Origin of the sequence: Deinococcus marmoris (assembly GCF_001949125.1) — a bacterium.
GTDB lineage: Bacteria > Deinococcota > Deinococci > Deinococcales > Deinococcaceae > Deinococcus > Deinococcus marmoris_A.
In genome coordinates, this window is the sequence record NZ_MSTI01000062.1 from 47,620 (window position 1) to 69,107 (window position 21,488).

At 62.0% G+C, this 21,488-nt stretch carries 17 protein-coding genes; 8 read left to right on the top strand and 9 right to left on the bottom strand.

Annotated features, from left to right (window positions below; all coding sequences use genetic code 11):
• Nucleotides 1-93: 93 nt before the first annotated feature.
• Nucleotides 94-585, bottom strand: coding sequence for a hypothetical protein (locus BOO71_RS08815; protein ID WP_139322844.1), 492 nt, complete (start codon nucleotides 583-585; stop codon nucleotides 94-96).
• Between the two features lie 48 nt (nucleotides 586-633).
• On the opposite strand from BOO71_RS08815, the gene BOO71_RS08820 reads away from it, so the two are divergent.
• Nucleotides 634-1,353, top strand: a complete 720-nt coding sequence (locus BOO71_RS08820) for a hypothetical protein (protein ID WP_139322845.1) — start codon at nucleotides 634-636, stop codon at nucleotides 1,351-1,353.
• A gap of 324 nt (nucleotides 1,354-1,677) precedes the next feature.
• Here BOO71_RS08820 and BOO71_RS08825 read toward each other — a convergent pair whose 3' ends face one another.
• Both BOO71_RS08825 and BOO71_RS08830 read right to left on the bottom strand, forming a co-directional pair.
• Nucleotides 1,678-3,186, bottom strand: coding sequence for an outer membrane protein assembly factor BamB family protein (locus BOO71_RS08825; RefSeq protein ID WP_083653267.1), 1,509 nt, complete (start codon nucleotides 3,184-3,186; stop codon nucleotides 1,678-1,680).
• Nucleotides 3,187-3,728: 542 nt separating this feature from the next.
• Nucleotides 3,729-3,998, bottom strand: a complete 270-nt coding sequence (locus BOO71_RS08830; RefSeq protein ID WP_139322846.1) for a hypothetical protein — start codon at nucleotides 3,996-3,998, stop codon at nucleotides 3,729-3,731.
• Between the two features lie 647 nt (nucleotides 3,999-4,645).
• On the opposite strand from BOO71_RS08830, the gene BOO71_RS08835 reads away from it, so the two are divergent.
• The 3 genes from BOO71_RS08835 (at nucleotide 4,646) to BOO71_RS08845 (ending at nucleotide 7,599) form a co-directional block, all read left to right on the top strand.
• Nucleotides 4,646-6,301, top strand: coding sequence for a molybdopterin-dependent oxidoreductase (locus BOO71_RS08835; protein WP_075831568.1), 1,656 nt, complete (start codon nucleotides 4,646-4,648; stop codon nucleotides 6,299-6,301).
• A gap of 89 nt (nucleotides 6,302-6,390) precedes the next feature.
• A complete protein-coding gene (locus BOO71_RS08840) occupies nucleotides 6,391-7,179 on the top strand; it encodes an IS5 family transposase (RefSeq protein WP_083653269.1) in 789 nt (262 codons plus the stop codon).
• A 114-nt stretch (nucleotides 7,180-7,293) separates the two neighbouring features.
• Entirely contained in the window at nucleotides 7,294-7,599 is a 306-nt protein-coding gene (locus tag BOO71_RS08845) for a non-heme iron oxygenase ferredoxin subunit (protein ID WP_075831570.1), read from the top strand.
• A 128-nt stretch (nucleotides 7,600-7,727) separates the two neighbouring features.
• Here the strand turns inward: BOO71_RS08845 and BOO71_RS08850 are convergent, their stop codons facing one another.
• The 6 genes from BOO71_RS08850 to BOO71_RS08875 form a co-directional block, all read right to left on the bottom strand.
• A complete protein-coding gene (locus BOO71_RS08850; RefSeq protein ID WP_139322847.1) occupies nucleotides 7,728-8,786 on the bottom strand; it encodes a zinc-dependent alcohol dehydrogenase in 1,059 nt (352 codons plus the stop codon).
• Nucleotides 8,783-10,297, bottom strand: coding sequence for an L-arabinose isomerase (gene araA / locus BOO71_RS08855; RefSeq protein ID WP_217694877.1), 1,515 nt, complete (start codon nucleotides 10,295-10,297; stop codon nucleotides 8,783-8,785). The genes BOO71_RS08850 and araA overlap by 4 nt, the downstream gene beginning before the upstream one ends.
• Nucleotides 10,288-10,974, bottom strand: coding sequence for an L-ribulose-5-phosphate 4-epimerase (locus BOO71_RS08860; RefSeq protein ID WP_217694878.1), 687 nt, complete (start codon nucleotides 10,972-10,974; stop codon nucleotides 10,288-10,290). Before BOO71_RS08860 ends, araA begins: the two co-directional genes overlap by 10 nt.
• The gene (araB, locus tag BOO71_RS08865) at nucleotides 10,971-12,644 is read right to left on the bottom strand and encodes a ribulokinase (RefSeq protein ID WP_075831571.1); all 1,674 of its coding nucleotides are present in this window, start codon (nucleotides 12,642-12,644) and stop codon (nucleotides 10,971-10,973) included. Before araB ends, BOO71_RS08860 begins: the two co-directional genes overlap by 4 nt.
• On the bottom strand, nucleotides 12,641-14,716 hold the full coding sequence (locus BOO71_RS08870) for a beta-galactosidase (protein ID WP_075831572.1): 2,076 nt from the start codon (nucleotides 14,714-14,716) through the stop codon (nucleotides 12,641-12,643). The genes araB and BOO71_RS08870 overlap by 4 nt, the downstream gene beginning before the upstream one ends.
• A gap of 106 nt (nucleotides 14,717-14,822) precedes the next feature.
• Nucleotides 14,823-15,902 (bottom strand): LacI family DNA-binding transcriptional regulator, encoded by a 1,080-nt coding sequence (locus BOO71_RS08875; protein WP_083653271.1) that lies wholly within the window; start codon nucleotides 15,900-15,902, stop codon nucleotides 14,823-14,825.
• A 454-nt stretch (nucleotides 15,903-16,356) separates the two neighbouring features.
• Between BOO71_RS08875 and BOO71_RS08880 the strand changes: the two genes are divergently transcribed.
• The 4 genes from BOO71_RS08880 (at nucleotide 16,357) to BOO71_RS08895 (ending at nucleotide 21,439) form a co-directional block, all read left to right on the top strand.
• Complete coding sequence (locus BOO71_RS08880; RefSeq protein WP_075831573.1) at nucleotides 16,357-17,667, top strand: ABC transporter substrate-binding protein; 1,311 nt, start codon at nucleotides 16,357-16,359, stop codon at nucleotides 17,665-17,667.
• 81 nt (nucleotides 17,668-17,748) lie between these two features.
• Nucleotides 17,749-18,666 (top strand): carbohydrate ABC transporter permease, encoded by a 918-nt coding sequence (locus tag BOO71_RS08885; protein ID WP_075831574.1) that lies wholly within the window; start codon nucleotides 17,749-17,751, stop codon nucleotides 18,664-18,666.
• Nucleotides 18,663-19,535: a carbohydrate ABC transporter permease gene (locus tag BOO71_RS08890; RefSeq protein ID WP_083653276.1), complete on the top strand. Its 873-nt coding sequence runs from the start codon at nucleotides 18,663-18,665 to the stop codon at nucleotides 19,533-19,535. The genes BOO71_RS08885 and BOO71_RS08890 overlap by 4 nt, the downstream gene beginning before the upstream one ends.
• Before the next feature lie 137 nt (nucleotides 19,536-19,672).
• Complete coding sequence (locus tag BOO71_RS08895; protein ID WP_075831575.1) at nucleotides 19,673-21,439, top strand: right-handed parallel beta-helix repeat-containing protein; 1,767 nt, start codon at nucleotides 19,673-19,675, stop codon at nucleotides 21,437-21,439.
• Nucleotides 21,440-21,488: the final 49 nt, after the last annotated feature.

Sequence of the window (21,488 nt, forward strand, 5' to 3'; positions counted from 1 at the left end):
GACTGCCCAGGTGGGCCGGGGGACAACACCCAGCAACCGTGTGTGGGTAAGTAATACCAGCGTCCCGAATAGGAGGTCACCAAATTCCAGGGGCTAAGCTGCTTTCCTGAAGGCCGGATACCACTGGCGGAACAGGTCTTCGAGTTCGTTGTTGAGGACCTGGGTCCTGATCTGAAGCAGCAGGTGGGCACCGCGCGGCGTCCAACCCATCGACTGCTTCTTGACGAACCGCTTGCTGATGACCTGATTGACCGCCGATTCGACAAAGCCTGTTGAAATACGCTCGCCCGCCCGGTACCACTCGCTATAGTTCACCATGTAGGCATGGTTGTTACCGATGTAGCCCATCGTCTCCACCACGTACTTTTTCATCTTCCGAAGGCAGGCGGGATCCACCTGTGGGCTGTCCAGCGCGCTGGACAGCTCCATTTCCAGGTCACTGAGTTCCTCGAAGCCCTGACCCACATGACCGTGCCAGAGATGGTACTTAGCTCGCTCCAATCGTTCAGGAACGTAGTTCAATGCCTCAATATCTCTGGGGAGGCCCCTGGCCATCTGGCCGAGTACGGTCAAGCGCATGGTCACGTGAAACCAGTCCAGCACGTGTTGGACGCCATCGACGTTCAGGGCTCTGTGTTACTGCTGAGCAGCGATGGTGGGCGTGAAACCTGGGGCAGTCCGACGGCACTCAACACCCTTCGGCGGGCCTACCGCGCGGCCCTCCCCCACTTCCGGCATGATGGACGGGTCTACACCCTGGGCATCTCGATGGGCGGCCTGCCCGCGACGCTCACGGCGTACCGGCGCACGCTGGGCTTTCCCATCAATGCCGTGGCCCTGGTGGCGGGGCGCGTCAACCTGAACAACGCGGTGCGGACGTCCAAGAGCCGGGGCCGGAGTGTCGCGGCAGCTTTCGCTGGAGCGTCCACCCGGGGGCATGATCCCGTGAATGATTTCAGCGGGTTCGTGGGAACGAAAACGCCGCTGCTGGTGGTGAGCAGTTCACAGGATCAGGCCGTCAGCGGCGTCAAGAACGGCCTCCTACTGGCGACGCTGGCGCGCAGGGTGGGCGCGAAAACCAAAGTGATCGGGGTGATGGGGCCGCATCTGAACCCCTCAGTACGTGAACGCGGATATCGGGCGGCAGATCGGGTTGTTCTTCAAGACGCATCGCTGATTCAGCGTTTCAGACAACAAAAAATCGACGAATACGAATCGCAGGCTCTTTTGAGGAGAGGGTGCCATTTCAAGGAACATCCTGATCCTGGCCCGACTGTTCACCACTTATACCGATCCCCGGCCCGGTATCCCGCTGATCTTGATCATGCCCCGGCTGGCGCTGAGTTCCAATGAGCGCCTGCCTGCACTTACCCCAGAAGGGCAGGTGACCGTGCCTACAGCGATGTCGATTACGGAAACGATGAATCTGCCAACCGCGCCAGTTGATCTCTTGCCCGTTCCGGCACCGCCACCCGTCTTGTCGCCAACCAGCCTGCCACAAGAGGATAGGCGGGACCACCCTTCACACAGAATGGCTGGCCCAGCTTCCCTGACTTGGACGTTGGAGGAGGGGCTGACCCTGGAGGAATGTGCGTTCCTGGCGCTGGTCACGGTTGTGCCCCATCTGCATCTCAACCGACTGCTGCGACAGGCAGTCTGGAGACCAACCTTCCTTTATCAGCGTCCAGTATTGTTGTTGTCCCGACGGAACTTGGGCCAACTGCTGGTCGCCAGTCCACGTGAAAGCGAGTACAGGGCATAGACCTTGTGGCCTGAACCTATATAAACCGTACCATCCATGCCAAGAGCGGGCGAGGAAATGACCAGATTGCCCGTGTTGTACTTCCAGCGGGGCTGACCAGTCATCGGGTCAAGGGCATAGACGTAATTGTTGTGAGAACCAACGTACACTGCACCATCGGCACCAATGGCAGGCGACGAGGCGACGTAACTGCCTGTGTTGTACTTCCACCTGGCATGTCCCGTCGTAGGGTTGAGGGCATACACGTTGCCGTCATTGGACCCGACATAGATTGTGCCGTCTCCACCCACCGCAGGGGACGAGGTCACCAGACTGCCTGTCCCGAATTTCCATCTGGACTGACCCGTGGTGGCATCCAGGGCGTAGACGTTGCCATCATTGGAACCGACATACACCGTGCCGTCTTGACCCAGAGCGGGTGAAAAGAGGACGTAGCCGCCTGTGCCGAACTTCCATCTGGGCCGGCCCGTCCCAGGACGGAGCGCGTAAACGTTGGTGTCTGCTGAGCCAACGTACACCGTGCCATCCGCGCCCACGGCAGGTGAAGACTCAACCATTCCGCCAGTAGCGAACGCCCACCGGGGTCTCCCCGTTGTGGGGTTGAGGGCGTAGACGTTGTGGTCATCGGAGCCGACATACACCATACCGTCCACCCCCAGACCCACTGAGGAAATGACATAACCACCCGTCTTGAACTTCCACTTGACTGTGCCGTCAGGCTTAAGGGCATAAAGGTTGGTGTCAGTCGAACCCACATAGATCACCCCCTCTGGACTCAGGGCAGGCGAAGCGAGGACGTAACCACCCGTTTTGAACTTCCATTTCATCTGGCCTGTCGCGGGATTGAGGGCGTAGACGTTGGTATCTCCTGAACCTATATAAACTGTGCCGTCCTGACCAATGACGGGCGAGGAGTCCACACGATTGCCAGTGGTCATCGTCCACTTAACGGAGCCTTCCGCATGCAGAGTACGTTTTCCCAGCACACTGGCTGCATCTTTACAGTTGCCGGTGGAACTGACCCACACTGCAGCGTGGCTGGCTGTAAAGCTCCGTGCCGTCAGGGTAAAATGGGCTTGAGGGTCCAGAGCGCTGACCCTCAGTGCGGGGTGGTTGGTGCAGGCTTGAGCCTTTGAAGACAGGTGAACTTTTCCGTTCAACTTCAGTTGTAAGGTGAGAGCACCCTGTTGCCTCACAACCGTCGTACCATCCGAGAGGTTCAGGAAATGAGTCGGGGCGTTGGTTTGGATTTGCAGAGAAGCAAGGGGAGACTGGGGGGTGACTTGAGCGTCCGCCGCTCTGGCAACCAGGAGAAAGGAGCCGATGAGCAGGCGTGAGGCGAATCGCTGCATGAGCTTTTCCCGTTTCCGTCTCGGCCCGTCGCGCGAACGAACAGGCAGCAGAACGTCTGGCACCGGTATCATTGATTCGGCCGGTGTGGCGGCGTTCGCGCCAGGTTGAGCCACGCGTCATCGTCCGGGTCGTCTCCAGAGCCGCCCTCGTCCACCCAGCGCTCCAGAGCAATGATGAGGGGCGGGATCACCAGTGCGGGTGATCCAGAGGGTTGACGCCAGCCGCCACTGTGCAGGGCATTGTGGCGGCGCAACCTGAGGAAAGGTTTTTTCAGCCCTGCGGCTCGCCCAGAACTTTGGGCGGCTTGGGCGTCTCCGGCTTGCACGGGCATGTTGTGCTTGAGGGGATCTGATCGGTTCACGGGGTGCCTCCAGGGTTTACTTGGGGCTCGCCAGTAAACGGCCTGCATCATGGTGTCGTGGCCTTGATGCTGTCCACTGGCGGGCCATCCCAGGGGACACGCCTGCTGGACAGGCTTTTATACGGACTCCGATTAGAGGGTGTTGAAAAACCCGCAATCCGAGCGGAGCGAAAAGGAGAAAAACGGGTGCCGGGCGTGGAGTGTAGGAATCGGCGCAGTCCCGATTCCTACACGAAACAAACGGAATCCGTATTACATGTCCAGTGGATCAGATAACTCGCTGGCGCGCTTAGCCTCCTCAAGCATGATCTTGTGCCGGAAGAACCTGTCTCGTTGGTCCTCCCTGCCCATACTGGCCGTCTCGGGACCGAGTTCCAGCAATTCGTCGGAATGCTCGACAGTGGGATCGGGCGAGGTGAAATCACTTTCTGAGGCGTCGTGGTGGCTGCGGTCCGTCTGGTTGAGATCTATCTCGCCGCGCTGCTGTTCCAGACGTTCTTTGTCGGGACGGAGACTGGTCATGTTGATGACCTCCTGCTGAAGATGCGGCATGGTCCGTGGTGCGGTGGCGCGCCCGTAGGGCGTCCGCCCGTCCATTCGAGTTGTCCCCTATTGCCTCTAACAGCAACATCGGAAGTATGGGGGAGAATCGCCGCACTGGCGCTTGCCAGGATGTCGGGAGTTGAAGCTGCCCTTATCGACGTTGACCCTGTCGGGTCCACCCGATGAGCAGACCGTCATCTAGCCGTCTGCTCTGCGATGGTGGCCCAGCTCGCTGCTCACGCGTGGGTGGGCGAAGATGGTTTCCCCCTTCACAGGTTGCGCTTCTAAAGGTGTTAAGCGGGTAAGGGAGCCTTTAAAGATTTCAGGCCCTGCGGCTTGTTCCGGCTGGTTTGAGGTGAGATGAAGACCAGCCTGTCTGGTGGCTTCGCTGTGCGCGCCGCAACGCTCTGAGGGGAGTAGGCTGCTGGAGACGGAGCAGTCTTGCAACGCCGCTCGAAGGGTTTTCTGGAGTGTTGCTCCACCGCTTCCCACAACTTGCCGAGTGTCCCTGAAGACTAGGGTCTTTATAGCCAGACCGTGAACCCGTCAGTGTGGCCTTTGACTGGTCTGGCCGTCCTCCCTCCCGTGAGCACGACTCGATACCCTGATTTGGAGGCGCTGGATTTATGCACTCGTCACGTCCACGGGACAACAAGGTCCATTTTCCGCAAGATCGCCGTCCAGGACTCTGGATACGTCCGTCTCTCCTCATCGGCATAGCGGCGCTGGTCCTGTTGCCGATCATCATTGCCTGGATTCAGTACGGGGTATCTGGTTTGCCCGCGCTGGCTGACCCGGTTCGCACTTTCCCCGGTTCGTCCGGCTTCCCGCTCTGGCTGCGTATGGCGCACTACATCAGCTTCGTTCTGACGCTGCTGCTGATCCGCAGCGGTCTGTCGATCCTGGCGGACCATCCGCGCCTCTACCGTGATCAGGACTGCACCCCCGGCTCGGAGTGGATTCGCTTCACGCCGTTGACGGTGCCGACGGACCGGGTCTGGACGGCCAAGGACGATGCCCGCTACATCTCACCGCTGTGGAGCTTGCCGGGCTACCGCCATACCGTAGGCGTGGCCCGGCATTGGCATTTTCTCTCGGTGCTGTTCTGGGTGCTGACTGGCGTGGTCTACGTGGCGCTGCTGTTCGTGCAGGGTCACTGGGCGCGACTGGTGCCGACGTACTGGGGCATTCTCTCCGACGCCTGGAACATCTTCGTCCATTACGCAACTTTTCATCTGCCCCCTGAACCGGACGGCTTTGTTGCGTATCAGGCCTTACAGCAACTTACCTATTTTGCCGTGGTGTTCATCATGGCCCCGCTGTCCATCCTGAGCGGCCTCGCCATGTCGCCCGCGCTGGATGGCCACTTTGCTTGGTATCCACGCCTGTTCGGCGGACGGCAGGGGGCGCGGTCCCTGCATTTCCTGCTGATGGTGGGGTTCTCGGCCTTCCTGGTGATCCATGTGGCGCTGGTGGTTGCCACAGGCTTTGTCCAGAATATGAACCACATCGTCATGGGTACCGATACGGGTGGACCTGCCGGATGGATGCTGGGCCTGGTGGGGGTGACTGCCGCTCTCGCCGTGTTGTTTGCGGCCTACTGGGTGTCGTGGCACCGTCCGCGCGCCCTGCAACTCGCGGCCCGGCGCACCGTCGGGGCGCTGACCCTGCGGACGCTTGACCCGCTGAAACCCGTGGCCGAATTCGGCAGGGACGACATCTCCCCGCACTTCTGGTCCAATGGCAAACTGCCCACGTCTCAGGACTGGCAGACGCTGCTTGCTGAAGACTTTGGAGGCTTCAGGTTGCGTGTGTCCGGGTTGGTAGACCATCCAGTCGAACTCTCACTTGACGAAATTGTGGCCCTGGGTCAACACAATCAGATCACGCTGCATCACTGTATCCAGGGCTGGTCTGGCGTGGCCGAGTGGGGCGGCCTGCCGATGAGCGCCCTGATTGATCTGGTGCGGCCCCGCCTGGAGGCGCAGGTGGTGGTGTTCCATTCGTTCGGTGAGGGCCTGTACGGCGGCGAATATTACGAGACGCTGCCCTTGGCAGATGCCCTTCACCCACAGTGCCTGCTGGCCTATGAGATGAACGGTGAGCGTCTGGGGGCCGATCATGGCGCGCCGCTGCGGCTGCGGGCCGAGAATCAACTGGGGTACAAGATGATCAAGTGGATCAGCAGCATTGAATTCGTCGTCAGCGAGAAGGAGGTGGGCCAGGGCTTCGGCGGCGCGAATGAGGATCACGAGTATTTTGACCTCGTGCCCACCATCTAGAGCCTATGCAGACCGTGACAATCTCAGAGCGTGTTTTGAAAGTGCCTGGGACATAGCGCTATGGGCCAAGTTCTGGCACGTTGCAGTTGATGAGAAGACAACGTTACTCCAGTGACCTGACCCGCAAACAGTTTAAGCGCCTTGAAGCTCTTCTGCCCGCCTCCAAGGCGGGCGGACGGCCCCGCACGATCAATATGTATGAGCTGATATGCGCAATTTTCTATGTTCTCAAGAATGCCTGTGCCTGGCGCGATCTTCCTCACGATTTTCCAGCGTGGCAGACGGTCTACGGCTACTTTCAGCGGTTTCAGCAGGACGGGACGTGGGAAGCGGTCAACCGCTTCCTGCTGCGCCGAACCCGCATCAACGCAGGCCGCAACCCTGAACCCAGCGCCGGCAGCATCGACGCGCAAACCGTGCGCTGTGCGCCACAGGGAGGGATTCGTGGCATTGACGCGGGGAAAAAGACCAACGGGCGCAAGCGACACATCGCCGTGGATACGCTGGGCTTGCTGCTGCTGGTCATGGTGACCACAGGGAGCGTGCAGGATCGGGCGCAAGCGCCGATTTTGCTGGCGTTGCTCGCCCAGCGTTTTCCACGTCTGCGACACATCTGGGCCGATGGTGGCTACATGGGTTCACCCGTATCCTGGGCTAAAGAGGTCTTGAACTGGACCGTGGAGGTGGTCAAAAAACTGGCGGGACAACAGGGTTTTGTGGTGTTGCACCGTCGCTGGGTGGTCGAGCGCACCTTTGCGTGGATGACCCGCTGCCGCCGATTGAGCCGGGATTACGAGGGCTTGCCCCAGACGACGGAGGCGTGGTTCTACCTTGCCAACATCCGGCTCATGTTGCGCCGCCTAGAGCCGGGTGCCTGACCCTTTTAAAATACGCTCTCAGGATTTGATGACGGCCCAACGTTACCAGAGCCAGATCAGGGCTGCCTCGGTGCTGGGTGCCGCAGCGCGCACCGGCGACGTACACTGCACGGCATGCGCGTTCTCGTGGGTCAGGCGGCGGAGTTCCCCGAGGGGAGCCAGACAGCGGTTGAGGTGGACGGGAAAAGCGTGGTAGTGGTGAACTACGAGGGGCAATTTTATGCCCTGCGCAACAACTGTACCCATCAGGATTACCCGTTACTGGGTGGGGCGGTGAGTCTGGGACGGATCAAGTGCGAGAGACACGGCTCGCAGTTCGAGCTGACCACCGGCAAGGCGAAAGTGCTGCCTGCCGTGAAGCCTGTCGCGGTGTATCAGACCAGCGTGGACGCGGGCGCACTCTACGTCTTGCCGCGCTGAGGGTCAGACGCAGCACAGTAACCAGCGCAGACATGTCTTCTGGCCTGCCGTTTGTGCCTGTTCGAAGAGCAGAGACGATTGAGACGTGTTCGCTGGCTGCGGACACTGCGCAAACGCGCAAATGTGAATTACGGTTCCAGGACCACCTTGATCACGTTCTCCCGGTATTCGGCCAACAACTCAAACGCCTGGCGCACCTGGGCGAGTGGCAGGGTATGGGTGACGATGGCCTCCACGTCGACCAGGCCACGCGCCACGAGCTGAATGGCGCGCGGGTAGACGTTCCCCATGCGGCGCGAGAGTTTGATGGTCAGGCCCTTGCGGCGCACCTCCGAAGCGGTCAGGCTGAACTCGTCACCGGCGGGAATGCCGATCAGAATGACCTTCCCGCCGATGCGGGCCGCCCGCGTGGCGTGCCGGGGACCGTCCGGGCTGGTGGTAGCCTCAATGACCACGTCCGCGCCGCGCGTTGGCGTGTCCTGTACGGCGGCGAGATACGCGCCCGTATCCGAATAGACCGCCGCCGCACCAAGCTTCAGGGCCACCTCCCGGCGGTAGGCCAGCGGCTCAATCACACTGACTTGAAGCGCTCCACTGATCTGCGCGAGCATAAGCACATACAGACCAATCGGTCCAGCGCCCAGCACGGCCACGTTTGTGCCAGGCCGCAGCCTGGCGAGATCCAGCGCGTGCAGCGCCACCCCCAGCGGCTCCAGCAGCGCCGCCTGCGCGGGGGTAAACCCTGCCGGAACGCAGTGGACCGTGCTGGCTGGCACGGAGATATATTCGGCCATGCCACCTGCATGGGGCGGCGCACCCACGAAGGTCATGTTCGGACACAGGTGATGGTTGCCCTCGTGGCACCAGAAGCAGTCGCCGCAGGGCTGGGCGGGGTCCACGGCGACGAGTGTGCCGTCAGGCAGTCCGTACGGCGCGCCTGTTCCCCCGGTCACCTCCCCGGCGAACTCGTGACCCGGCGTGAAGTCACCCGCCAAGGCCACCGTCCCGATGCGGCCCTCATGCCAGTAGTGCAGGTCCGAGCCGCACACGCTGCACGCCTGAACGCGGATGAGCAGTTCGCCGGGAGCGGGCACAGGCTTCGGGAGATGACCCAGCTCAATGTGTCCCGCCCCCTTCATGATGGCGGCAGGCATCCTGGCCGCCTGTCCCATCTCTTCGGTGTTCATGCCCGCAGGCCCTGAGCCAGCAGGTAGTACAGGTCATTGAGCCGGAGACCCTGTCGGAAGGCGCGAAGTTCTGTGTTACCGTCGATAATGGCCAGTTCTACCCCGGCCATCGCCGCAAAATCCTCGATCATCTCGGTGGTCACGGCCCCGCTGTAACCGGTGTGGTGTGCGCCCCCGCCGTAGATCCAGGCGGCGCAGGCGGTCTTGAAGTCCGGCTGGCATTCCCAGACTGCCCGCGCTACAGGCAGGTGGGGCAGACCGGGGTGGGCCACTGAGGTCACCTCGTTCACGATCAGGCGGAACCGGCTGCCCAGATCAATCAGCGAGACGTTGATGGCCGCGCCCAGTTCGGCGTCGAACACCAGCCGCACCGGGTCTTCCTTGCCGCCGATGCCCAGCGGATGTACCTCCAGCCTGGGTTTGTGGGCCGCGATGCTGGGGCAGATTTCAAGCATGTGCGATCCCAGCACCTGATGCCTGCCCGGCTCCAGGTGGTAGGTGTAATCCTCCATGAACGAGGTGCCGCCCGGCAGTCCGTGGCCCATGACCTTCATGGCCCGCACCAGTGCCGCCGTTTTCCAGTCGCCCTCGCCGCCGAAGCCGTAGCCCTCGGCCATCAGGCGCTGGGTGGCGAGACCGGGAAGTTGTTTCAGGCCGTGCAGGTCTTCAAAAGTATCGGTGAAGCCCTTGAAGCCGCCCTCTTCCAGAAAGGCGCGCATCCCCGCTTCAATCCGTGCGCCGTCCCGCAACGAGTCGTGGCGTTGGCCGCCGGGTTGGAGTTCGGGGGCAACTTCGTATTCTGCTAGATACGTTCTGATTAGATCATCTATTTGATTCTCTGAGACAGCTTGGATACGCCCAGCCAGATCGCCCACCGCGTAGGTGTTAACTGAAAATCCAAACTTCATCTCGGCGCTGACCTTGTCGCCGTCGGTGACGCCCACGAAACGCATGTTGTCGCCGAAACGGCAGATGGCCGCGCCCTGCCAATCAAACCAGGCCCAGGCTGCCCGCGCCCACGCGCCCAGCCGCGCCTGAACTTCGTCGTCACTCCAGTGGCCCACCACCACCTTGCGCTCCAGCCGCAACCGGGTGTGCAGAAACCCGGCCTCGCGGTCCCCGTGCGCCGACTGGTTGAGGTTCATATAATCCATGTCGATGCGGTCCCAGGGCAGATCGCGCTCGAACTGGGTGTGCAGGTGGACGAAGGGTTTTTTCAAGGCACTCAGGCCGCCGATCCACATTTTCGATGGGCTGAAGGTGTGCATCCACAGGACCAGTCCGGCGCACAGCGGGTCTGAATTGGCCTCCAGGCACAGGCGGCGGATGTCGTCCGGCGTGGTCATCACGTCCTTGAAGACGACGGCAAGGGGAATGGCCGGGCTGCCGTCCAGCGCGTCCGAGACCTGCCGGGCCTGCGCTGCCACCTGCGCCAGCGTTTCGGGGCCGTAGAGATGCTGCGAGCCACAGACGAACCAGAGTTGCGGGGTCACGAGATTCTTCACGGGCACGGGGTCTCCTGATGTTGCTGTTGTCCGTAGACATGGGTGTAGCGGTGGTGCAGGCGGTCAATGTCGGCGGGCGAGATGGTCTGAACTTCGACGCCCCGCGCCGCTGCCAGTTGATAGGCCAGAAAGACGGTGCGGGCCACGTCCTCCACCATCACGGCCGCTTTCAGGGCAGCCAGTGGGGTTTTGCCGATGGTAAAGACCCCGTGGCTCTGGAGAATGATGGCGGGTGAGCGGTGGCCCTTCAGGACGCGCACCACCTCCGCACCAATCTCCTCGCCGCCAATGGGGGCAAATCCCCCGCAGGGGACGGGACCGCCGAACTCGTCGGCCATCGCAGTCAGGACGCAGGGAATCTCCTGTCCGGTGGCGGCCCAGGCGGTGGCGTAAGGGCTGTGGGTATGCACGATCCCGCCAACTTCCGGCATCTGGCGGTAGACATAGGCGTGGGTGGCCGTGTCGCTGCTGGGGCTGAGATCACCCTCAATCACTTGAGCGTTCAGATCAGTGACCACCATGCTCTCTGGCGTCAACTCCGCAAAAGTCACGCCGCTGGGCTTGATCAGCAAGCCGCCGTCCAAACGGGCGCTAATGTTGCCGCTCGTCCACGTCACCAGACCGTTTCTCGGCAGTTCCAGATGCAGGGCGTGCAGTTCTGCCCTCAATTCGGTGTGGTTCACGCAGTGACCTCACTTCTTTGCTTACGGGATACCGCGTCTTCCCGCAGCCGCTTGAGGGTTTTCATGGTCTGGTCCTCGCGCCCGAACAGATCGTGTAGATGTTTGTAGAGCTGATAAACCTGCGTGTAGGCGGCGTGTCTTGCTGCATCAGGCGTGTAAGCGGCCCGCGTGACTTTCGCCATCCCGTCTGCCGCCGACTGAATGTCCAGGTAAGCTCCGGCGGCCACGGCGGCGTGCATGGCACTCCCCAGCGCCGGGGCCTGCGAACTTCCAGCGATGCTGATCGGCAGTCCCAGGACGTCGGCGTAGGTCTGCATCAGCACCGGATTTTTGATCAGTCCACCAGCAGCAATGAATTCCCGCACGGGCACGCCAGAAGCGTTGAACGTCTCCACGATGACCCGCGTTCCGAAAGCCGTGGCTTCGATCAGCGCACGGTAAATGTCCTCGGCGCGGGTGGACAATCCCAACCCCATGATCATGCCGCTCAGATCGGTGTCCACCAGCACCGAGCGGTTGCCGCTCAGCCAGTCCAGCGCCAGCAGGCCGTGTTCGCCCACCGCCTGCGTGTTGCCCAGTTCGGTCAGCAGTTCGTGGACGCTCAGACCACGCTCCTGGGCCAGCGTGTGGTATTCAGGCGGGGTCAGTTTTTTGACCACCCAGCCGAACAGGTCACCCACGCCGTTCTGCCCAGCCTCGTAGCCGTAAGTACCAGGGGTAATCCCGCCCGCCACCACACCGCACATGCCCGGCACTTCTGCCAGGGTGTCGCCGATCATGACGTGACAGGTGCTGGTGCCCATGATCGCTACCAGTTGGCCGCTTCTTGTCGCTCCGACGGCGGGCGCGGTCACATGCGCGTCCACATTGCCCACCGCGACAGCCGTGCCGACGTTCAGGCCAGTTAAACGGGCCGCCGCTTCGGTCAAACTTCCAGCTCGGTCTCCCAACGGGTGCAGGTCACGCGAGAACTTGTTGATGGCATCCCGGAAGTCTGGATTCAGGGCCGCGAGATAATCGGGCGAGGGATACTCGCCGTCCTGATAGATCGCCTTGTACCCGGCGGTGCAGACGTTGCGAACCTCTGCGCCACACAGTTGCCAGGTCACCCAGTCGGTGGCTTCCAGGAAGCGCTCGGCTGCCGCGTAGACCTGTGGAGCCTCTTCCAGAATCTGCAACAACTTGGCAATGGCCCACTCGGCGCTGATCTTGCCCCCGTACCGTGGCAGCCAGCGCTCGCCCCGCTGCTCGGCCACGGCGTTGATGCGGTCTGCTTGCGGCTGCGCGGCGTGATGCCGCCACAGCTTGACGTAAGCGTGTGGCGTCCCTTCCCACTGCGGCAGAAAGCACAGCGGCGTGCCGTCTCGGGTGGTGGGCAACACCGTGCAGGCCGTGAAATCAATACCGACGCCGATGATCTGATCTGGATCAATCCCACTTTGCCGCAAGACCGCCGGGATGGTCTGCCCCAGCACGTCCAGATAATCCTGCGGGTGTTGCAAGGCCCATTCGGGCGGCAGGACAGGGCCACCGGGCAGAGAGTCGGTCATGACGGCGTGGGTATAGTCGTGAACCGCACTGGCGACTTCCTGACCGTCCTGAACACGCACCAGCACGGCGCGGCCCGACAAAGTGCCGAAGTCCACGCCTACCGTATATTGCTCGCTCATTGCCCACCTCCGGCTAGGACGGGTTCAGCGTCTGGGCGAAGGGTCAGGTCCCGCTCAAGCTGTCCGGTCAGCACCAGCACGCCGTAGGGTTCCAGGCGCGTGTCGCCGCTGACCTGCTGGCCGCCTAGAGCGTCATGCGCCGCCGGGAGCTGAATGGTCTGTGGTGTGGCGCTGTGGTTGATGATCACTGTGACCTCGCCAGCCGCTCCGCTGCGGCGGCAGACCTCCACGCCGGGTGGGGGTGTCAGGGCCGTCTGGACACCGCTGCGCTGGAGGGCAGCGGCCATCACGCTTTGCATCAGCTCCGCGTCCAGCCAGGCTCCCACCACGGTGACTCGTCCTGCGCCCACCGCCCTGGTGGTCACGGCGGCCTGTCCGTCCAGCCAGCCGTTGCTGGGGCCGTAGCGGGCCAGCACCTCCACATCGTCTGCCCGCACGCCCAGACGCTCGGCCCAGATGGACGCCTGACCGCTCCCCAGCATGCCCACGATGGCCGCAGGTTGGTGCAGAGAAAAATACTGTTCCACCTCCACGCCTGCCCACTCGGCCAGCTTTCCCGGCTGCTTGGAGGGCAGGAGCGCGTTGTCGTCGTCCTTGACGCCGCTGCGTGGCCCGATGATCAGGTGTCCACCGCCGCGAAGATAGCTACTGAGGTGTTCATAGATTTCCGGGGTCAGGCCGTGCAGATGCGGGGCCACCACCAGACGATAGCCCTCCAATGGGGCCAGCGGATGCACGATGTCGGTGCCGATGCCTGCCTCACGCAGTGGACGGTAGTAACTCAGCAGGTGGCCGATGGGATCAAAGTCCTCGTGCTGGCGGTGAAAATTGAGCGCCCAGCGGTCCTCGTAACGGTGCAGCAGGGCCACCGCTGATACGGGGGTGGTCCCAATCAGATGGGGCGAGAGCTGCGACAGCTCTGCGCCGATCTGGGCGATCTCGGCGTAGTGGGGGCGGGGTGTGCCGTCGGGGTGCAGTACGGTTCCCCAGTACTGTTCCTGGCCGCCCAGCGCGCTGCGCCATTGCCAGTACGAGATCAGGTCTGCGCCGTGGCCGATCTGGTGGTAGACCAGGCTGCGGATCTCGCCCATATTCAGCGCGTTGTTGGTGGTCATGTGGTTGGTGGCCCCGGCCTGGGTTTCCAGCACCCAGTAATTCCGGCGCTTGAGGCCGCGCGTCAGGTCGTGCTCGGCCCCGTTGCGGATGAAATCCAGGTGACCGTCACCGATGTAGTTGTCAAAGCCCGCCACGTCCAGCTCGTCACTCAGGGCGTAGTGATCAAACAAATCAAAAAAGCCCATGAAGTTGTGCGTGAAGACCTGCTCCAGGCGGGCGTGGGGCCGGATGGCCGCGATCTGTTCGTGCTGATAGGTGGCGTAAAGCTGTGTGATGAAGCGCTGAAAATCCAGGCGCAGGGCTGGGTTATGCACCATCCAGGGGTGTTCGGTGCTGGGAAAGATGGGCAGCGGGATTTGCCCCCAGTCGCTGTAACTCTGGCTCCAGTAACGTGTCCACCAGCGGCGGTTCAGCTCGTCCAGGGTGCCATAACGTCCGCGCAGAAAGTCCTGAAAGCGCAGGCGCGTTTCGGCGTCGTAGGACGCGCGGTTGTACTCGTTGTCGATCTGCCAGCCGATCACCTGTGGGTACGGGCCGAAGCGCTCGCCCAGTTTCCCGGCGATCCGACTCGCAAACTGGCGATACGTTGCGCTGCCGACGTTGTAGTGACAGCGTCCACCATGCGGAGAGCGGACACCGTCCTGATTGACCGCCAGGGTGTCCGGGTGCGCCGCCGTCAACCACGCAGGCGGACTGGCCGTGGGCGTGGCGATGATAACCTTCATGCCGAATTCGGCGGCCTGTTCAATGGCCCGCTCAAACAAATCAAGTTCAAAGACGCCGTCTGCGGGTTCCAGGGTACTCCAGGCAAAATCGCAGATGCGGACGGTGTTGATGCCTGCCTCCCGCATCAGGCGCAGGTCCTCGGGCCAGCGGTCCTCAGGCCAGTGTTCGGGATACCAGGCGACGCCGTAGCGCAGCACATCGGAGGGCGTGGAAGGGGGCAGGGTAGGCATGGGAGTTCCTCCAGGGCGCAGATAATGGGAATTTGGGTGACAAGAAGCCGGACCAGCCTTATGGAAGGGGCTGGCAACAGGCGAAACAGAAATCAGGAAGGAGGGATCAGGACATTGGAGGCGCGGCGGTAGAAGCCCGCACAATGAGTCGGGGGGTCAGGAGAGGCAGGGGCGGCGTGTCCAGGCCGTCCAGTAGCGAGAGCAGATGCTCGGCGGCCAGGTGGCCCATCTCCAGGCGCGGGAAGTCGATGACGGTCAGGGCCGGGGCGCTCAGCTCGGTCACGCGGCGGTTGTCGAAGCCCACCACCGAGACGTCTTCGGGGACGCGCAGACCCAGATCACGCAGACCCTGAACCGCGCCCAGCGCCAGCCAGTCGTTGGCCGCGAAGACTGCCGTGAACTTCGTGCGCCCGTACAGGCGCTTGACGGCGGCGCGTCCGCCCTCGATTTCCTCAGACCACACGCCGGTCAGTTCCAGCGCCTCCTCGCGCACTGCGCCTGCCTGACGCAGCGCCGCGTGATAGCCCGCGTAGCGCTCACGCACGTCCAGACGGTCCAGCGAACCCGTGATGTGCGCGATCCGGCGGTGGCCCAGCTCCAGCAGGTGTTCGGTGGCCAGAAGGCCACCCAACTCGTTGTCCAGCCGCAGACAGTGGTGGGCCAGCTCGGGGACCGAGCGGTTAAGCAGCACCACCGGGGTGCCGCTGCGTTCCAGTTCAATCAATGGCGCGTCGGGCAGCCAGTCGGCGAAGGCTATCACACCGTCTGGGCGGCCTTTCAGAATGGTCTCCAGAGCGATGAGTTCCTCGTCGCCGTTTTCCTGACCCAGCGCACAGAGGAGATGCACGCCCCCGGCCCGCAGGCGCTCCTCTATTCCGGTGATGATGGTGCCAAAGAATTCGTCGTGCAAGACGGGAATGATTACGCCCACCGCACGCAAGCGGCCCGCCAGCAGATTGCGAGCAAAGGTGTTGGAATTGGGTTTGAAGTTCAGCCGATCCACCACCTCCAGCACCCGCTGGGCCTTGTCGCCCTTAACGCGGGCCGTGCCGTTCAGCACACGCGAAACTGTTGCGGGCGAGACCTGCGCCTCCCGGGCAATGTCCAGAATGGAGGGGCCGCGTCCAGTCGGTTGGATTGAATTCGGCTGAGTTGAATTGGTCTGGAGCACGTCCGTCTGGATCATTTCACCAACCTTAGCTCATGGATTTCTTCTGTTGCTCATATTTGAAAAACTTTCAAGAATGACAGTAGCACAACCGTATCTGGGACTTCAAACGGGGAGAACGCAGAGGCTTGAAGGCCGTCTGATAAATCCAAAGAGGCATTTTGAACCCTGCATTGCCCTCAGATAGAAGGCGTTTCAAATGTTCCCACGTGCCTCCTGCAAACATCGGAGTCAGATGACCCTGCCCCAGAGTTGAGGAATGGACGCTGCTGGATACGCTTTTTACCCTTGGGCAGCAATCTCATCAGTCACGAAAATCCTAGAACTCTTGACAGCTTCTGAGGACGGGGATATGTTGTTTTTGAAAAACTTTCAAAACTCACTGACTGCTGCGTTGCTGTCTCGCCCTGACTGGGAAGGGTTCAATTTTGGTTGTTCTCCCTCGCCTGTCACCCTTCAAAGGAGATCACCCATGTCCTCACTTCGCCTGAACACGGCACGACTGTCCACTGCACGGCTGGCCACCCTGACCCTCGCTCTGCTGGGCGCTGCCGCCTCCGCGCAGACCACGCCCAATACCGCGCTGAAAGGCACCATCTCCGTGTGGGCCTGGAAAGACCCGATTGCGGGCCTCAAGTCGCTGGACGCAGCTTTCGCCAAGGCGTACCCGAACATCAAGGTGGAATACGTGCAGAAAGATCCTGGCGGCGGCGCAATTTACAATGCTTACAAGCTGGCCTTCTCGGCAGGCTCGGGCGGCCCGGATGTGGCGCTGATCGAGGACTCTCACCTTCAGCAACTGGTCAAGCTGGGGACACTGGCCGATCTGACGTCGCAGGTCAAACCCTACGTGGTCAACCTGACCCCGGCCAAGCTGAACACCGCCACGCTGAACGGCAAGTACTACGCGATGCCCTGGGACATCGGCCCGGTGGTGCTGTATTACCGCCGTGACCTGTTCAAGCAGGCGGGCGTCAACCCCGCTTCGCTGCGAACCTGGGATGATTACCTGAAGGCAGCCATGGTGATCAAGGCCAAGACCGGCGCGGACATGCTGCCGCTGAGCAAGGCCAAAAATGATGGCCGCCTGCTGGAAACCCTGCTGTGGCAACAGGGCAGCGGCTACGTGAACGCGGCGGGCGCAGTGACGCTGGACAAAGACCCCCGCGCAACCAAGGCGCTGGACCTGATCCAGAGCCTCTACAAGAGCGGAGCCAGCGCCGACATCGAAACCTGGACCGACAGCTACTACAAGGTCATCGCGGACGGCAAAGTTGCCACCCTGCCGATGGCGGCGTGGATGGGCGGGTTTCTAAAGGGCTGGATCGCCCCCAAGACCGAGGGGCAGTGGGGCGTGTTGCCGCTTCCAGCCTTTGCGGGCAGCGTCAGCCGCACCAGCAACGACGGCGGCTCGCAACTGGCGGTCTGGAATTCCAGCAAGAACAAGGACGCGGCCTGGGCCTACATCCAGTTCCACATCGCGCAGAAGGACTCGGCGCTGGCGCTGTACGAGAAGACTGACTTCTTCCCCGCGCTGACCTCGCTGTACAAAGACCCCGCCTTCTCGCAGGGCGACGCCTTCTTCGGTGGCCAGAAGATCAGCCAGACCTATACGGCTCTCGCCAAGACCATTCCGGCGGCCACCGTGTACACCACCGATTACACCGACATGAACAGCATGCTCAGCATTGAAATTCAGAAGATGGCGCTGGGCAAACAGGACGCCGCCGCCGCCCTGAAGAACGCCGCCGACGTGATCCGCTCACGCACCCGCCGCAATTGAGGGGATGGGGCGTGGGCCGATTCCATACGGCATGGCCCATCCCCGCCTTGAAGCCCTCACGCCCCGCCAGGAGGTGAATGTATGAGCCGTCCACTTGATTTGCCCGCTTTCGCTCGTCCGGCCCGGCCTGCCCGCCGGCGCAAACACCTGTGGCCCATGCTGTTCATTGCGCCGTTCTTTGTCCTGTTTCTGGTGTTCGGCGTCTACCCGGTGATCTTCTCAGCAGTGCTGAGCTTCCAGGAATGGAACGGTGCGCCGGGCCAGCAGGTCTGGGTGGGCTGGCAAAATTACGCCTCGCTCTTCCAGGACCGCTATTTCTGGTCCTCCATGACCAACTCGGTGCTGATTTTCCTCCTGCACTTTCCAGTCATGACGCTGGGGGGCCTGGTGCTGGCCGTCATCCTGAACGAGAACCGCCTGCGCTTCCAGGGGCTGTGGCGGGCCATGATCTTCCTGCCACACCTGACCTCGATGGTGGCGGCGGGCATCACCTTCCGGTTGCTGTTCGAACGGGACAGCGGGCTGGTCAACCGGATGCTGGGCGGCGTGGGCATCCCCGCCGTGCCGTGGCTGGACAACGAGTGGTGGGCGCGGGTGGCGGTGGGCATCCTGCTGGTGTGGGCCTGGACGGGTTACCAGATGGTCATCTTTCTCTCGGCGCTCCAGACCATTCCAGGTGAGGTCAACGAGGCGGCCTTGATCGACGGTGCGGGCCGCGTTCAGGTTTTCTGGAAGATCACCGTGCCGCTGATGCGTCCGGCCATCGTGTTCGTCACGACGCTGTCGGTGATCGGCACCTTCGCGCTGTACACCGAACCCGTGATTCTGACCGGGGGCGGTCCCATTCACGCCACCACCACGCCCACGATGGAAATTTACGCACAGGCCTTCAACAACATCCGCTACGGCTACGGCGCGGCTCTCAGCTACGTGTACTTTGCCATCGTGGTGGCCGCGACGCTCCTACAACTGCGCCTGACCAACCGGGGGCAGGGATGACGCGCACCGCCGTTCAAGCGGCCAGCGTTCCGGCCCCCGCCCAGCGCAAGCCACGGCCCCGCCCACCGATCCTGCTGTACACCGTGGTCATTGCCGTTAGTGCGTTCGCGGTTCTGCCCTTCGTGTGGATGGTGCTGTCGTCTCTCAAGCCGCTCACCGAGATCTTCGGTCAGGGCTTCTTGCCGCAGAACCCCAGCCTGGATAACTTCCGACGGCTGTTCGCCGAGACCCCGGCACTCAGGGCACTGTTCAACAGTTTCTTCATCGCCATTCTGTCCACGGCGGGTTCGCTGCTGTTCTGCTCGCTGGGCGGCTACGGCTTTGCCAAGTTTAATTTTCCGGGCAAGAACGCCCTGTTCAGCGTGATGCTGGTCAGCATGACCATTCCCTTCGTGGTGGGGCTGATTCCCACCTTCATCATGATGCGCAACTGGTTTCACTGGATCGACACACCGTGGCCGCTGGTGGTGCCGGGTCTGGCGAATGCCTTCGGGGTGTTCTTCATGCGTCAGTACCTGTCCACCGTCCCTGACGAATTGCTGGACGCCGCGCGCATCGACGGCGCGTCCGAACCCACCATCTTTTTCCGGGTGGTGGTGCCGATCATCACGCCTGCCCTGGCGAGCCTGGGCATCATCTTCTTCATGGCCTCGTGGAACAACTACCTGTGGCCCAACATCGTGCTGCGCGATCCCAATGCCCAGACCCTGCCCGTGCTGATCGCGGGGCTTCAGGGCAGCGCTGGGCGCACCCCGTATGACCTGATGATGGCGGGCGCGGTGGTCAGCGTGATTCCCATGCTGATCGTATTTTTAGCCCTGCAACGCTATTTCTACTCTGGTATCACGGCGGGCGCAGTCAAGGGTTAAGCAATCAAAGACTGAGCGGCAACTCCAACTCCGCGTTTTCTCGTTCGCCTTCTGAATTGATCTGGAACGGAACGTCACCCGGTTTCCGGCCCCCTGCTCTTTGGGGCCGCCGGGCAGCCGTGTCCGCGAGGAGAGCCATGCAAATAAACCGCCGATCCAGCCGCGTCCTGAGCCTCAGCCTGCTGACCGCCGCCCTGCTGTTGACAGCCTGCGGCGGTACTACCCCGACTGCTGGACCAACCGCCGGGTTTGCCCAGACCCAGGGCACTGGGGAGTTGTCGCAGACTGCCATAACCGGGACGATCTACCGCGTCCCCGGCCCGCAATTCACGACGGCCACCGACGTGACCCTCTACGCCATCAATACAGGGTTCAAGCCCGGGGACCAGATTCTGTTTGATGCGGCGCAGGGACCATTTGAAGGTTTTCTCTACTTTCCGGCCAACAACAAAGGAACGGCGACCAGTCCCATCACCATCGGCTCGTTCAATGGACGGGCCACCCTGCAGGTCACCGATCCCAACCAGTCAGGCATCTTCCTGGAGAATGTCGCCGGATACGACATCGGCAACCTGAACATCGTGGGGCCGGGGGCGGGGGTCAGCCAGAAAGACGGCGTGATCGCGTACAACACCCTGTCCGGCAACGTGCGGCTGAACTTCCTCAACTTCCATGACCTGAATGTGTCGGGCTTTGGCTCGGGCGGCATCTCTGTCGGCGGGAACAACGGCTTCAGCGGGTATACCCAGGTCTTTATCAAAGATTCGATCACGCACGACAACCGCAAGGCGGGCATTCAGGTGTTCGGGCCTGCGGCCCTGCCCGCCGACACCGACTACGCCAACCGCGACATCTACATCGGCAACAACAAGGCGTACAACAATTTTGGCGACGCGGCCTCCACCACGTCCAATACGGGCAGCGGCATCCTGGTGGGCAATGCCCAGCGCGTGACGATTGAGCGCAACGTCGCGCACGACAACGGCAAATTCAACACGGCGGTGGGTGGCCCCATCGGCATCTGGGTCTACGACACGGACCGCGCCACCATTCAGTTCAACGAGTCCTACAACAACCGCACGAACAGCACCGCCGACGGCGGCGGCTTCGATCTGGACGGCGGCGTGACCAATTCGGTGATGCAGTACAACTACAGCCACGGCAACGACGGCGCAGGCTACCTGATTGCCCAGTATCCGGGGGCCAGGGCGCTGTACCGCAACACCGTGCGCTACAACATCTCCCAGAACGACGCCCGCAAGCACGGTTACGGCGCGATTGAGCTGTACGGCGAGATGAGGGACATAGACATCTACAACAACACCGTTTTCATGGACGCGGTGGGCGCGGCGGAAGTGCCGTCGGCGCTGCTGATCACCCGGCCCGGTACTTTTCAGAGCGGCGACGGGCAGAATTACGATATCGGCCCCATCAGCAACGTCCGGGTGGCCAACAACATCTTCTACAGCCGCAACGGGGCACGGCTGCTGTCGGTGGGCGGCGGGAACACCGGGATCGTGCTGCGCTCAAACAGCTACTTTGCCGATGGCCCCAGCCGCCCGGCCAGCTATTTTTACGGGTATGGCGGTAATTTCGGTAACGGCACCAACTTTTATCAGGGTACGGCCTACGCCAGTCTCGCTGCCTTCCGGAATGCCACCGGGCAGGAAGTGGGCGGCGTTCAGGGCAATCCGCGCTTGATGAACGCGGGTGGCGGGCAGACCATTGGCAACGCCTACCAGTTTCAAGCCCTGGCTGCCTATCAGCTCCAATCCACTTCGCCCATCAGAAACAACGGCCTGAATTTGGCCTCTCAGTTTGGCATCAATGCGGGGGCCACCGACTTTTACGGCGTGGCCATTCCGGCGGGTAGCGGCTTTTCACGCGGAGCCAGCGACATGTAAGAGGCGGCGGGTTTGGGAATGGCAGCAACTTCTATGTGAGCCAGAGCTG

Bases quoted from the DNA above. Each gene is read 5' to 3' on its own strand.
- BOO71_RS08825 (WP_083653267.1), bottom strand. From the start codon at position 3,186: ATGATACCGGTGCCAGACGTTCTGCTGCCTGTTCGTTCGCGCGACGGG.
- BOO71_RS08830 (WP_139322846.1), bottom strand. From the start codon at position 3,998: ATGACCAGTCTCCGTCCCGACAAAGAACGTCTGGAACAGCAGCGCGGC.
- BOO71_RS08835 (WP_075831568.1), top strand. From the start codon at position 4,646: ATGCACTCGTCACGTCCACGGGACAACAAGGTCCATTTTCCGCAAGAT.
- BOO71_RS08840 (WP_083653269.1), top strand. From the start codon at position 6,391: ATGAGAAGACAACGTTACTCCAGTGACCTGACCCGCAAACAGTTTAAG.
- BOO71_RS08845 (WP_075831570.1), top strand. From the start codon at position 7,294: ATGCGCGTTCTCGTGGGTCAGGCGGCGGAGTTCCCCGAGGGGAGCCAG.
- BOO71_RS08850 (WP_139322847.1), bottom strand. From the start codon at position 8,786: ATGAACACCGAAGAGATGGGACAGGCGGCCAGGATGCCTGCCGCCATC.
- araB (WP_075831571.1), bottom strand. From the start codon at position 12,644: ATGAGCGAGCAATATACGGTAGGCGTGGACTTCGGCACTTTGTCGGGC.
- BOO71_RS08870 (WP_075831572.1), bottom strand. From the start codon at position 14,716: ATGCCTACCCTGCCCCCTTCCACGCCCTCCGATGTGCTGCGCTACGGC.
- BOO71_RS08875 (WP_083653271.1), bottom strand. From the start codon at position 15,902: ATGATCCAGACGGACGTGCTCCAGACCAATTCAACTCAGCCGAATTCA.
- BOO71_RS08880 (WP_075831573.1), top strand. From the start codon at position 16,357: ATGTCCTCACTTCGCCTGAACACGGCACGACTGTCCACTGCACGGCTG.
- BOO71_RS08885 (WP_075831574.1), top strand. From the start codon at position 17,749: ATGAGCCGTCCACTTGATTTGCCCGCTTTCGCTCGTCCGGCCCGGCCT.
- BOO71_RS08890 (WP_083653276.1), top strand. From the start codon at position 18,663: ATGACGCGCACCGCCGTTCAAGCGGCCAGCGTTCCGGCCCCCGCCCAG.
- BOO71_RS08895 (WP_075831575.1), top strand. From the start codon at position 19,673: ATGCAAATAAACCGCCGATCCAGCCGCGTCCTGAGCCTCAGCCTGCTG.